The 13,343-nt window shown below is 30.3% G+C and carries 15 protein-coding genes and 1 pseudogene; 13 read left to right on the top strand and 3 right to left on the bottom strand.

All coding sequences use genetic code 11. The features are described 5' to 3' along the window. Together AC1RYN_RS04365 and AC1RYN_RS04370 are read right to left on the bottom strand one after the other, a co-directional pair. Positions 1–878 (bottom strand): hypothetical protein (locus tag AC1RYN_RS04365; protein WP_481805969.1); only part of this gene is annotated, 878 nt, incomplete at its 3' end. A gap of 7 nt (positions 879–885) precedes the next feature. Further along, on the bottom strand, positions 886–1,440 hold the full coding sequence (locus tag AC1RYN_RS04370; protein WP_481805970.1) for a hypothetical protein: 555 nt from the start codon (positions 1,438–1,440) through the stop codon (positions 886–888). Positions 1,441–1,920: 480 nt separating this feature from the next. Between AC1RYN_RS04370 and AC1RYN_RS04375 the strand changes: the two are divergent. From AC1RYN_RS04375 to AC1RYN_RS04435, 13 genes and pseudogenes are all read left to right on the top strand, one after another. Next, positions 1,921–2,331 (top strand): annotated as a pseudogene (locus tag AC1RYN_RS04375) (helix-turn-helix domain-containing protein). Between the two features lie 142 nt (positions 2,332–2,473). Beyond that, the gene (locus AC1RYN_RS04380) at positions 2,474–3,172 is read left to right on the top strand and encodes a pseudouridine synthase (protein WP_481805971.1); all 699 of its coding nucleotides are present in this window, start codon (positions 2,474–2,476) and stop codon (positions 3,170–3,172) included. 458 nt (positions 3,173–3,630) lie between these two features. After that, the gene (locus AC1RYN_RS04385; protein ID WP_481805972.1) at positions 3,631–5,172 is read left to right on the top strand and encodes a S41 family peptidase; all 1,542 of its coding nucleotides are present in this window, start codon (positions 3,631–3,633) and stop codon (positions 5,170–5,172) included. A 136-nt stretch (positions 5,173–5,308) separates the two neighbouring features. Further along, the gene (locus tag AC1RYN_RS04390) at positions 5,309–5,926 is read left to right on the top strand and encodes a hypothetical protein (protein ID WP_481805973.1); all 618 of its coding nucleotides are present in this window, start codon (positions 5,309–5,311) and stop codon (positions 5,924–5,926) included. An 89-nt stretch (positions 5,927–6,015) separates the two neighbouring features. Next, on the top strand, positions 6,016–6,330 hold the full coding sequence (locus tag AC1RYN_RS04395) for an aminoacyl-tRNA hydrolase (RefSeq protein ID WP_481805974.1): 315 nt from the start codon (positions 6,016–6,018) through the stop codon (positions 6,328–6,330). 2 nt (positions 6,331–6,332) lie between these two features. Continuing rightward, positions 6,333–6,722 carry a hypothetical protein gene (locus AC1RYN_RS04400; RefSeq protein ID WP_481805975.1) on the top strand — a complete coding sequence of 130 codons (390 nt, stop codon included), beginning with the start codon at positions 6,333–6,335 and terminating at the stop codon, positions 6,720–6,722. 530 nt (positions 6,723–7,252) lie between these two features. Continuing rightward, the gene (locus AC1RYN_RS04405; RefSeq protein WP_481805976.1) at positions 7,253–7,564 is read left to right on the top strand and encodes a hypothetical protein; all 312 of its coding nucleotides are present in this window, start codon (positions 7,253–7,255) and stop codon (positions 7,562–7,564) included. Between the two features lie 242 nt (positions 7,565–7,806). After that, entirely contained in the window at positions 7,807–8,172 is a 366-nt protein-coding gene (locus tag AC1RYN_RS04410; RefSeq protein ID WP_481805977.1) for a hypothetical protein, read from the top strand. A gap of 411 nt (positions 8,173–8,583) precedes the next feature. After that, positions 8,584–9,801, top strand: a complete 1,218-nt coding sequence (locus AC1RYN_RS04415; protein ID WP_481805978.1) for a glycoside hydrolase family 27 protein — start codon at positions 8,584–8,586, stop codon at positions 9,799–9,801. A 289-nt stretch (positions 9,802–10,090) separates the two neighbouring features. Continuing rightward, a complete protein-coding gene (locus AC1RYN_RS04420) occupies positions 10,091–10,435 on the top strand; it encodes a hypothetical protein (protein ID WP_481805979.1) in 345 nt (114 codons plus the stop codon). 89 nt (positions 10,436–10,524) lie between these two features. After that, positions 10,525–11,331 (top strand): hypothetical protein, encoded by an 807-nt coding sequence (locus AC1RYN_RS04425; RefSeq protein ID WP_481805980.1) that lies wholly within the window; start codon positions 10,525–10,527, stop codon positions 11,329–11,331. Next, on the top strand, positions 11,318–11,851 hold the full coding sequence (locus AC1RYN_RS04430) for a hypothetical protein (protein ID WP_481805981.1): 534 nt from the start codon (positions 11,318–11,320) through the stop codon (positions 11,849–11,851). Before AC1RYN_RS04425 ends, AC1RYN_RS04430 begins: the two co-directional genes overlap by 14 nt. Before the next feature lie 689 nt (positions 11,852–12,540). Next, positions 12,541–12,894, top strand: coding sequence for a DUF6713 family protein (locus AC1RYN_RS04435; RefSeq protein ID WP_481805982.1), 354 nt, complete (start codon positions 12,541–12,543; stop codon positions 12,892–12,894). A gap of 143 nt (positions 12,895–13,037) precedes the next feature. Here the strand turns inward: AC1RYN_RS04435 and AC1RYN_RS04440 are convergent, their stop codons facing one another. After that, positions 13,038–13,256 carry a helix-turn-helix domain-containing protein gene (locus AC1RYN_RS04440; protein WP_481805983.1) on the bottom strand — a complete coding sequence of 73 codons (219 nt, stop codon included), beginning with the start codon at positions 13,254–13,256 and terminating at the stop codon, positions 13,038–13,040. Positions 13,257–13,343 lie beyond the last annotated feature (87 nt).

Raw genomic sequence — 13,343 nt, forward strand, 5'->3', positions numbered from 1 at the left:
ATTCCTTTTTTTAGATTTTCAAAGTCATTTTTCGTTAAAAGCACATCTTCAAAATTCCATCTACTACCTTTAAAATTAAAAATGACTTTATCTTTTTCATTGCTTAATAAAACTGCAAATAAAATTTCTTCATCATCAGCATCTTTGCTTTCTTCTATTTTTAAATCTTTTTTTCTTAATAATGTAAGTTCTCCTTTCCATTCAGTTCCTTTATCAATATACATTGTGTAATCAGTTTTTGATATAGGATTTCTAATTGCGTTAAAATCACTAATAGCAATAAAGGTTTTACCATTTATTGATTCTTTCTTTTTTTCAAAATATGGTGATAAAATAAATTGTGGATTTGATGAGGATTCAATTACATAAATAGTTTCATTGTTTGAATTATCTTTTAGTTCAAATAGTATATCTGCAAAAAAATCTTTCCCAAAATTGCTTTTGACTTCGTTATATATTTCTGATCCTTCAAATGAAGGATTAATATTAGCTATAGTGAAATATTTATTACCAATTTGTGACCAATTTAGAATTTCAATTTTGTCAGTTTTCTTAAAAAATAGTATATCGTTTTTACGGTAATTGTCTGAATATGTTGGGTAATATATTTTTAAACTATTATATCTCTTGTAGTATTCATTTATGTCACATTGTTTTTCGTCAAATGGATTTTTCCCACTACCGCTTTCGAGTATTTTTGTGATTTTTGCTCGATAATATTCTGAATGTTCAATAAAATTTTCGGTTGGATTGTATGGAGGAAAGTTTACCTTTTTTTCAACTTCTATTTTTTTTTCAATTTTTCCGATTTCTATTTGTGAAAAGGTTGATATTGTAAATAGAGATGCAACAATTACAATTAATAGTTTTTTATTCATTTTTAAGTTATTTATGTTTTCCTAAAATTGGTTTTAAATGCTTGGCTAAATCATTTTCTAAAACTTCCATTAGATTTATCATTTCAGGTTCAAACTCAAAAACAGTTAATTTTAAATTCAAATTAAGCTCTTTTGTCCAATAAAACAGTTGTAATCCTTGAGTTCTATTCACTTTATAATATCCTAAATGTTGAATAAGTCTTCCCCAAAAATGGCGCTTAACTTTTCCTACGTAAAGTATTTTGCTTTCAATTATTTTACTTTTGATAGCAGGAATTGATTTCGAATTTTCGCTAATTGAATATTGTTTTATTTTATCAATTATTTCAGATGTTAAGTTCTCTGAAGTTATTTCAAAGTAATACAAACAAGGTCCAACTAATTCTTTTAGCTCAGTAAACATTTTTTCATATTTATCTGAATTAGTAATGTCAATATGATTATAATCTTCTAAATCGCAACAATTAATATTAAATTCTTTTGTTCTTTTCACTCCGTTTTTAGATACGTTTTGCAAAGGAATAACAGCATTTCTGCTAATTTCTTTAATCGTGTTTTCCATATAAATTTTGTTTTCTTTCTGCGTTTTTTTGGCGAGCTTGCCACTAACTTGTATATATGCCTGACGATATCCGACTTATCTACCCTAAATTGGAGCGCTATGTCTGACAATTGGCAGTGTTTATCTGTTCTCAAAAATAGGATTTTTATTTCATAAATTATCAAACGAGTTTCTTATTTTTTGAATACTTTTCGTACTTAAATGAATATAAATCTGAATAGTTTTCTACTACCTAAAAAAGTCTTCTATGTAACGCGAGTCAGTTTCACTTTCTGATCATAAAACAAGAACGAAACAAACATACCTTGATTCAACTGAGGTTTTAATTCTTTATTTATTCGAATTCATCCCAGAGTAGGACAAAAGCGGATATAATATCTGACAAAAGAATGTTTTATGAGATTTTTTTTTATCTTTGAAATTCACTATTTTTAATCCAAATGGCTTTATCTTTGAGTCTTTGGAAAATTGATATTCATTATGGAACAGAAAATACATCAGGGAAGAAACGTAAAACGTTTCAGAGAAATGCTTAACATAAAACAGGAAGCTTTAGCTTTTGATTTGGGAGAAGAATGGAACCAGAAGAAAATTTCTATGCTGGAGCAGAAAGATGTAATTGAAGATAGTCTGTTGAAACAAATCTCAGCTGTATTAAGAGTTCCAGTTGAAGCTTTTCAAAATTTTGATGAAGAACAAGCAATAAATATTATTTCGAATACTTTTGCATGAACATGCCTTAAGTAATTCATTTAATTATGGAACAACTTCAATTTTAATCCAATTGAAAAATTGGTTTCACTTCACGAAGAAAAAATTGAATTGTACGAGCGTATGTTGAAAGAGAAAGATGAAATGATGGTGAGACTAGAAAAATTAATCAATAAATAATTATTTATAAAGATATATTAATTCAAAAAAGAGACTTTCAAGTCTCTTTTTTGTTTTGGGATCTAAAATAAAATAAGGAAAAGTATAAAAACAAATAAGTCATAAAAATGATTTTAATCGAAATCTCTTTTACTTTTGCCAAATGTTAGAAATTCTTTACCAAGACGAATATATTATAGCCATTAATAAACCAAGCGGCTTGTTGGTTCACAAATCATTTTATGCACGCGATGCAAAAGTATATGCTATTCAGGAATTGAGAAACCAAATAGGAGGGCAGCACGTTTATCCTATTCATCGGTTAGACCGAAAAACATCTGGTGTTTTGTTATTTGCGTTGGATAAAGAAGTCTTGAAAACTATGAATGATCGTTTTGCCACACGCGAAGTCGGAAAAAAATATTTAGCCATTTTGCGTGGTTGGTCACCCGAAGAACTAACGATTGATTATGATTTAATCAATGATGATGATGTTAAACAAAATGCAATAACATACTTTCATCGTTTGCAAAATACTGAAATTGAGTTAGAATTTAATAATAAACCAACGTCACGATATTGTTTGGTAGAAGCGATTCCTGAAACTGGTCGTATGCATCAATTGCGAAAACATTTCAAACATATTTTTCATCCCATTTTAGGTAGTCGACCACATGGTTGTAACAAACAAAATAAATTGTGGTTGGAGAATTATGATCTGAAAGGAATGATGCTTCATGCACATCAGTTAATTTTTAATCATCCCATACATAATAAACAACTAATCCTGAATGCAAAGATTAATGAAGAATTCAGCAGAGTAGGGAATATTCTTAATTTAGATTTGAGTAAGTATGAATAGAATAATAATTCTCAAAAAAAAACAGGTTAGTTATTTCGATGCTTCCCGATACTAAGACAAAGCTTCAGAGAAATCTGGAGCTTTTTTGCTTATATTGTTTTTCTATCTACAACACTTAAAAAGTCAGGAGATTTTTGATAGGCTTACGACTTAGATAAACAGCAAAGAATTTGTAAATCTAAGATATTTGGAGCTTTTCACAAACGCATTTTGGAGAGCGGAGGAATTTAATAATAACGTACATTTTAAATTATTTTTCTTTTGTTGTAATGCAAATTTTATCCTAATTTTATCACAAAGTAACAAGGGCTCTTAAAAATAGATTTGTTGCTTTTTTTATTATAAAGTATTAAAATATAATGACTTATATGCATGAAAAAAACAGCTTTTATCATGTATAGAACTGCATTTATAATCGAATAACCTATATCAATATATTTATGAGCAATAAAAAACTGATGTCAATTTTTACAATCGTATTGTTGTTTTTTTTCTCCTGTAAAATTCAGGCACAAAGTCTTAGTCAAAGCAGGAAGGATAGTTTATCGCAGTACAATAAAATGCTTTCAGAAAAGCAGATGCATCAGGATCTTAAAGTACTCCTTGCCATACATGAAAAAGCAAATTCCGGCTTATTCCAATACCGCTCTAAAAAGCAAATAGACAGCATTTACAACGCTACCATTAAAAGTATCAAAAAGCCGATGAGTATTATAGCGTTTTATAAAATAATGCTCCAGCTGTCAGATTATGAAGGAAGTGTACATAATTATACCATTCCAGATTTGGAGTTAATAAATTTTCTGAATCGCCAAAAATCATTTTTTCCTTATCCTCTTATTTATATTAACGGGCAAATTATTTTTGATGGTCAATCATCGGATATACCACCTGGTTCAAGGATAAAAAGTATAAATGGGGTGAATGATGTGCAATTGATGCGGTCTTTTTATAAATATTATACAGCAGATGGTCATAATATTACCGAAAAATTATCTGCCAGCGTAGATAAATCGTTTGGGATAAACTATCTTTTGGAATATGGTCTTTGTGATGAATTCATTATAGAATACAATTCACCCAAATCTGAATCTCTCGAAAAAAAGGTACTTCCCGCAGTAACGCTGAAGCAAAGAGAAACAAACATTAAAAATAGATTTAGTGCTCCTGTTACTGAATTGATAGATTACAAAAAGCAGGCTCCTTATAGCTTTCGGATGCTTAATCCGGCTATAGGTTTGTTAAATCTAAGATGGTTTGGCATGGCATACGGATCGAATGATCCTAAGTTTGAAACCTATGTCCAATTTTTGGATAGCGTTTTTAAAGAATTGGATAAAAATAAAGTTCCTAATCTGATAATTGATGTTAGAAATAATCCTGGAGGCAGCGACCCCAACTTTGAACAGCCTGTAATGTACCTTACAGATAAACCATTCAAAGAAAATGTAAAGGCGAATATAATCTTTGATCCCAACTTTTTGCCTTACGAAAAATATTTCTGGGGTGTTTCAACAGCACAACGAATGGATAGTCTTTCCTTAAAAAGGGGAAAAGAGTATCTAAAAGATGTATATCCGGTTTTTAAAAACAATATAAGTCTGCAAAACCAAAAATACAATCCGGTTTATCATCCTAAATTACCTATATTTAAAGGTAATATTTATCTTTTGATTAATGAAAATGTGGCATCAGCAGCTTCACATTTTGCTTCTTTGGTAAAAGCATATGTTCAAAATGTTACCATAGTTGGTGTAGAGACTGTTGGAGGTTACTATCTTCACAACGGACATTCACCACTGGTTTATGAGCTTCCCAATTCAAAGATAAAAACACAATTTTCAATTGTAAATCTGGTACAAGATGCACCAAAAAAGGACAATCAGCCAGAAGGTCATGGTATTATGCCAGACCATGAAGTTTGGCCATCTTTAGATGATTTTTTCCAACATAAGGATACACAAATGGAATTTACTCTTAAACTTATTAAAATAGAGTAAATTCGATTTTTTATATTTCCTAGACTAAGAAAAAGCTTCAGTTTCTAAAGCAGTATTGAAAGCAGGAATAATAAATCTATCTTTCTTAAATTTGTTTGAATAATTATAATGTTTAATTTCTAATTTCTAACAAAAAGTGGATTTTCAGAATAATGAATTTTTAAAAATAGAATCATTAAAATCAAAAAACATAACTTTTATAGCAAAGGCTATAGGAGTATTTCTTTTTGTGAGTACAATTTTAGGAATTATCATTTCAGAGATAGTTATCATCGAATCTGACAAATTTTCTGTTGAATTTAAAATTTTATCAGTAGTGCTATCGGCAATACTTTTATTTTTTTTAATATATTTCATAGCAGTGAACATAATTACTGTGAGAAAAAATAAAATTAACAAAGTAATAGTTGATCATAATGGTTTACATCATTATAAGGATGAAACAATTATTGAATCTCTAACTTTTAAGTCTTTATGCGCAAATCCTGATCTGAAAAATTATGATGTAGTTTTATCAGTGGGGGAAGATGTAGGTTTTGATATTTGTATTTATTATTTTGATAACTCCAGCAAAAGTATAATTTATAAAGCTATTGTATTTAATACTCCGTTTTCTATTCGCAATGCAAAAGAATTACAAAGACATTTTATAAAGGGTGTTTTAAAGTTCCGATCTGATTTGAAAGTTTCACCAAAGGTTTTAGATTTATTAAATTTAAAGAGATTTATAAAATTCGAAATTGTCACGCTCTGAAACTTTATATTTAGCTTAATTTTGTTTGAATTAAACAATCTCTATAATACACAACCCCAGATTCTCATAATCTTTGTAAAGCTTACCATATGAAAATGTACATTATCGTAAAAGACAATATTCCAGATAAACTGGCTCCAGTAATTGCGGCACACGCTTCATTGGCTTGTTACAAGAAATTTCAAGAAAATGATAATATGATAAAATGGATAAATGGAATATTTAAAAAAGTCGTTTGCTTAGCGAATGAAATTGAATTTGATAAACTTAAAAATAAAACTGATTTTGTTGTAATTACAGAATCTTCACTTGACAATAAAGAAGTTGCTTTGGCTTTTTGCCCAAGAGAGGAGTACCCAAAAATGTTTAAGTTTCTAAAAATGTCGACACCCCAAAACATCTAAAAATGGAAAATCAGGTTTATAATTGGTTTGTTAAGAATGGAAATATTCAGATTAAAAAAAAGGGAGATTGTATTTCACTACAATTAAACTATGAAAAAGGAGAGTATTGCTTACTCACACATTCTGATGCTTATGAAATTATTGATCTGTTAACTGAAATTTCAAAAGAAATATGGGAAAATCCTAATTATCAAAGACAACCATATACCCATCAGCTCTTCAAGCATAATGGTGACGAATATTATTGGGAAATTGTAGCATCACAAATTTTAATAAAATACAATGAAACAGAAGATGCTATTGAAATTAAATATAAAGGAAATAGTAGCATGGATTTAGAAATAAACCATGTTATAGAGATAATACAAATTATAGAACAATTAAGTAGATAGAAAATATTTGCCGAATAAGATTTTTCTGTATTTTAAACCAAACAATACAGGTTACTTAACCTTAAATTACAGTTGCTTATTCAAACAAAACTCGTTAGAATCGGCTCCCTGTTACCTTTATTAAATCTAGTGTTGCAGTAGCCTGTTCTTCTTCAATATGTTAGGGGAAATGAAGTTATTTATCATTAACTTAACATTGCTGCCTAGATAATTTAACATTACATTTTCTTAATAACTGAGTTTGTATTCGTAAATGTTTTTATAGATTTGTGGTGTTTTATTTAACAGTTTTTGCTTCGTCACCTTTTAGATATGATAGCCAATTATTCTTTTATTTAGTCATTTATACATTAACCATCATGAAGCCCTTTTTACTTTATAGTTGATATAAAAGACATTGAATTACTTATGAAGAATCTACTTCAACAACATCTTAATTTTGATATTTAAAAAAACGCAACACCAACTTCTTATTTAAACACACATTAAAAATTTTCCTCCAAATTAAATTATAACACTAACTAAATCCAATGCTTAAAAAAAACAAATCCCAAATTTTAATTTTTACCCTTTTAAATTTATTTTTTTCCATTAGTTCCTTTTCTCAAAAAAACGTTTATGCCGGAATTGAAATCGGACGTAGAACAATAAAAGTTACCGTCTTAGAGGTAAATAACATAAAGAAAGCCGATTATAAAATTGTCCACTATGTAAATGAAGAAGGGCTTAATTTTGCCAAAAATATTACTGCTTATGGCGGCTGCCCGAAGATATTAATAAAGCTAGTAGCATCGTTTTTAATCATTTGTCACAAATTAAAGAGTAAAATACAATATCAATGAAGGAAATATTGTCTAGTAGTCTTCTGTTTTTGCATCTGCTGTAACCTTGATGTTTTAAAAAACAAAATTGCTACTCTAACTAACAAAAATCTAGATGTTATTAATATCAACGAAGAAACCAGAATGTTGGTTAAAGGAGCTATTCCTCTGTTGATTATCCTAATGCTATCTTACTTGATATTGGTGCTGTAAATACAAAAGGTGGCTACATCGATGAGCTTTCAGATAATAAATTAGAGTTTATGCCTTTGGAGCTTGATTTTGGTACAATGACGCTTACTGATGCAGTAAAAAGAACAGTAGCAAATCAAAAAGAAGCTAGTAACATGACTGTATATCAGGAAAAATCTTTTGATTATAATCCTGTACTGCGTAAGAAGGTAAAAGAAATGCTTGATTCAAATCCTCTTTTGCAAAAGAAAGAAAAGATCTACTTATCTGGTGGAGCTGTTTGGGCCTTTACAACGCTATATTTTAATGAAAACACTAAAGATCATTATATTCCTTTTAATCTAGAAGATATTATGAATTATGATGCTGTATTAAAGAACAACTTCAATAAGTATACAATTTTTCTAAAACAGATAAAGAAGCAGCTAGAGTTTTAAATATATACCATCAAAAATATCTAATTTCTGCCAATAACATATTATTGACTCTTGTAGAAGTATTCCAAACTCAGACAAAAGAAAATATACTTTGTTAAAGAAGGGCCAATTATTTGGTTAATCTCATATATTGCTGATCGTTCTAAAAAAATAAATACTAATTTTTAAAGTATATCTCTTTCACTATTCTTGCAAAGTTTATTTGTTTTTTGCAATTATAAAGAACAGACATTACACAAAAGCTTCAGAGAAATCTGGAGCTTTTGTGCTTTATGCTTTTTTCTAATTATTTTTAAAAATTATCAATTAGATAAAATAGTATAATTAAAAGTGAATATACTATAGGGCTCAATTCGGGATTGCTTGTAGGTTTGCGGAAAAAAATAAAATAATTCTGCAACTAAACTTAAAATGAAATATCTAAAAGTAAAGAATTGGGCTCTAATGAGTATTGTTGTTTTTTGTATGCAACTAAATGCGCAAAAACTAGATAACTTGGTGCTAACGCCTCCTATGGGCTGGAATAGCTGGAATACATTTCATGCTGATATAGATGAAAAAATGGTGATGGAAACTGCAGATATGCTGGTTTCATCAGGAATGAAAGATGCTGGTTATATTTATTTAGTTCTCGATGATGGATGGATGGCAATGGAAAGAGACAATCAAGGTAATTTGGTGCCTGATCCTAAAAAGTTTCCTCATGGTATAAAAGCTGTTGCCGATTATGTGCACTCTAAAGGGTTAAAATTTGGAATGTACAATTGTGCAGGAACTTTAACATGTCAAAAATACCCTGGAACACGTGGATATGAATATCAAGATGCCAGAAATTATGCCGCCTGGGATGTTGATTTTCTGAAATATGATTGGTGCTATACTACAGGTATTAATGCGAAAGAAGCGTATACAACTATGAGTGATGCTATAAAGAAAACAGGAAGACCTATTGTATTTAGTATATGTGAATGGGGAGTAAACAAGCCTTGGGAGTGGGGTGAAGGAGTGGGGCAATTATGGCGTACAACAGAAGACATTTATCAAATTTTTGATTCGGTGCATGATGAAGGAACTTGGAATTCTCTCAGTGTGATGCATATTGCAGATTTACAATCGAATCTTAGAAAATATTCAGGTCCCGGACATTGGAATGATCCTGATATGCTTGAAGTAGGTAACGGTATGACTTACAATGAAGACAAAGCTCATTTTTCTCTTTGGAGCATGATGGCAGCTCCACTAATTGCAGGAAATGATATCCGAAAGATGTCTAAGCAAACGTTAGAAATCCTTACGAATAGAGGGGTAATTGATATTGATCAGGACCCATTAGGGATACAAGGATTTCGATATCTTGATAAGGATGGACTGCAGGTTTGGTGTAAACCGCTTAAAAATGGAGATTGGGCAATTTGCTTTATAAATCGCAAAACTGAATCGAAGTCAATTAGTTTTGATTGGAGTAAGGAAAATATTGTGGATGCAATTTTTAATCACACTTTGAACAATAAAGACACATATAATTTATTTGACCTTTGGCTTAAAAAACAAACTGGTACAACTGCTAAAATACTCAAAGAAACCATTGCCCCTCATGGTGTATTGATGTATCGATTGAGCAAGGTATAATTTCTTTTAAATTAAATAAGACAATCCTAAATCCTACTCCAATTAATGAATTCAGCATTTATAAAAAAACAAATAGTAATTAGTCTGCTGTGCTTTATTTCTGGCAAAGCCTTTTCACAAGAAAACAATCGCTGGAAAATAAATAACGAAAGGGATATCTCATGGGATATCACTAATATACCACATGACGATCATATCGAAATGAGCGGGAAAGAAAATTTCATGTGTAATACGATATGGAGTTGCTGCTGATAGTTCTTTTCATACTACGCGAAGCTTAGTCTGGCCGATGCTGAGAACAATTCCGAATAATACGCATGCCAGTCTTACCCGCAGATTTGCACAAGATTATCTAAAATTAGTTACCGTTAATAATAAGCCTATTGAGAATGAAAAAGTAATTTCGATTAGCCTTAATGGAACTGTATTCGTTAAAAGTAAAGTAGGGAAGATACTTGAGTTAACGAGGACGTATTTTCCAACAACTGCATTGGCAGGTTATTGCGAAATATATACTATCAAAAATAGTTCACAGAAAGAAGTTTCTGTAGAAATACCACAATCAAATGTAATATATAAGCGGATCCAATTAAAGGAATTGAAGGTAGTTATACTATTCAAACTAAAGTTTTAAATGAAGGCTATTATAATTTAAAATCTAATGATATAATTAGTTTTTCTGTTTTTTATTTTGCTGGTAAAGCAAATGAATTAGTACCCGAAGTGGATGTAAATAGTGAAAAAATAAAGCGCCTTGAATTGGTTCAGGAACTTGCTAATAAGTTGGTATTAGAAACACCTGATACAATATTGAATACAGAATTCGCTTTTGCAAAACTAAGGGCAGCCGAAAGTATTTTTGAAACCAAAGGAGGACCAATGCACGGACCTGGTGGCGAAGCTTATTATGCCGCAATTTGGGCAAATGATGAAGCTGAATATATTGGGCCCTTTTTTCCATTTTTAGGTTATGATTATGGCAACAAAGCTTCTTTAAATGCATACCTCCATTTTGCACGATTTATTAATAAAGAATATAAGTCAATACCAAGTTCTATTATTGCTGAAGGTACTGATATTTGGGATGGCGCTGGTGATCGGGGAGATGCAGCTATGATTGCTTACGGAGCTGGACGTTATGCTCTCGCAAAAGGGAGTAGTGCAGAGGCCAAACAATTATGGCCATTGATACAATGGTGTCTTGAATATTGTAATTTAAAGCTAAATCCAGAAGGAGTTGTTACGTCTGATTCAGATGAATTAGAAGGTCGTTTTCCTGCAGGAAAAGCCAACTTGAATACTTCATCATTGTATTATGATGCATTGAATTCAGCTATTTATTTAGGAGAAACTTTAGGAAAGAATAAAAAACAATTAGCAGTCTATAAAGAACAAGCTAAAAAATTAAAGCTGGCTATTGAAAGCTATTTTGGTTCTAAAATTGAAGGATTTGAAACCTATAAATATTATAAAGAAAATGATGTTTCTGCGTGCTTGGATCTGCACTCCACTTACAATGGGGATTTATAATAGAAAAGAAGGAACCATTGCCGCTTTGTTTTCTCCAGAATTATGGACACAAGATGGTCTCGCCAGTCTTTCTGGAGATAAAACATTCTGGGACAGATCTACTCTTTATGCTTTAAGAGGGGTATTAGCTGCTGGAGAAACAGAAAAAGCGATTGATTTTTTACATTACTATTCAACACGTCGTTTATTGGGGGATCATGTTCCGTACCCAGTAGAAGCTTATCCAGAAGGGAATCAGCGTCATCTTTCTGCAGAAAGTGGTTTGTATTGCAGAGTTTTTACCGAAGGTTTGTTTGGTATTCGTCCAACAGGCATAAATAGTTTTGATTTAACGCCTCGACTTCCGTTGTCATGGCCAGTAATGAGTTTACGACACATTAATGCATTTGGTCAAGACTTTGATATTGTTGTTAAAAGAGAAAGTAAAAAATTAAAAGTAACAGTTTCTAGTAAGAATAAAATATGGCTAGATAAATTTATTAATGATGGAGACACCATTAAAGTAACGTTTGATAAATGATTGTAATATTAATAAATTTCATGCATGATTGAAAAAATGTTAAAAAGCACTTCTTTGTCTGTTACAGTAGATTTGGAATCAGAAAATAGAAGATAAAACCAAGTTCTCAACTGAACTATAATCCTTAGCCAATTTATTATAAGTAGATAATATTGATATCTTTGTCAATGTTCGTTATGATATTTTTTATCAAACGAAACTAAATAGTATTATCTAAGAGAAACGAATGGCGCATATTTTTACAATTACTTTTTCTTTTTTGTTTATGAGTGCTTTTTCTCAAAACACTAATAAAATATTCACTTCAGATATTGACAAGTTTGGATTGCTTATGATAGCATTCAGCAAACAAAAGATTTTTCAAAAAAATTGAATTTCATTAATAGAATTTACATTGAGAATGAGACAAAAGGTTTGAATACTTTTATGAAAGCAAGAAATTTTAATTGATTTACAAGCAAACAAAGAATATGAATTTATAATTACAAATCAAAAGAAGGCTATCCTTTAATCAATGATGAATACTTGGTAAAGTTTAAAACGGAGTAAGGAAATTTTTGATTAAGAGAGAGACTAAAATATAATGTAACTGCTAAATTGAGAATTTGAATTCTATTGCAGAGTCTAAACTGTTAGCAATGCTAAGACAACTATAAGACAGTAAACAAATTCGATAAAAACATAATGAAATGATAGAACATATTTTCTTTTATTTAGGGCTTTCATTTATTACAATCCACGAAATGGACGCAATACGATGTAGAGAATGGAGAATTTTCCCTGGGCTTTCTTTACTGAGTGACAAATTAGGATATATAGTATTTGTTTTAGTGCATATTCCATTATTCTTTTTTATTTATTGGGAGCTAACACATAGTCAGGACATAAAAGTATTTATTAAAGGTTTCAACATCTTTACGATTATACATTTAGGACTTCATGTTTTATTTTTAAAACATAATAACAATGAACTTAAAGATTGGATTTCTTGGACAATCCTAATCGGAGCAGGTTTATGTGGACTAATTGATTTGATAATATAACTTAATAAATCTGAACCGAAATTTAACTTGAAGTCAATACCTGTTTTATTCTACCTTATAGATTTAAAGAAAATTTTTAATTGCTGCCATTTAACTAGAATTATGCAGTTATTAAAAAATATATCCTAAAACTGATACCAAGATTAGTTACTCAATCCGATTCTATATGCTTTAAGAGTAAGTTCTTTGTGTCGTTTGAAAAACTTATTGATATGACTTTCATCAGCAAATCCAAATTCATCGGCTATTTCATGCACCCTTTTATCGCTGAAACGCAATGGATGTTCTATTAGTCGAATGCGATAAGAAGAGATATATTCCTGTATCGATTCGTTGCATTGCTTTCGGAAGTAGCTTTCCAAGATAGGTGGGTGATAAACCAAATTTTTCAGCAATTATAGAGGTGCTGCCTCCCTAACAACAGGAGCATGTATTAACCTTAGCAATAC

Source organism: Flavobacterium sp. TC780, assembly GCF_056783245.1.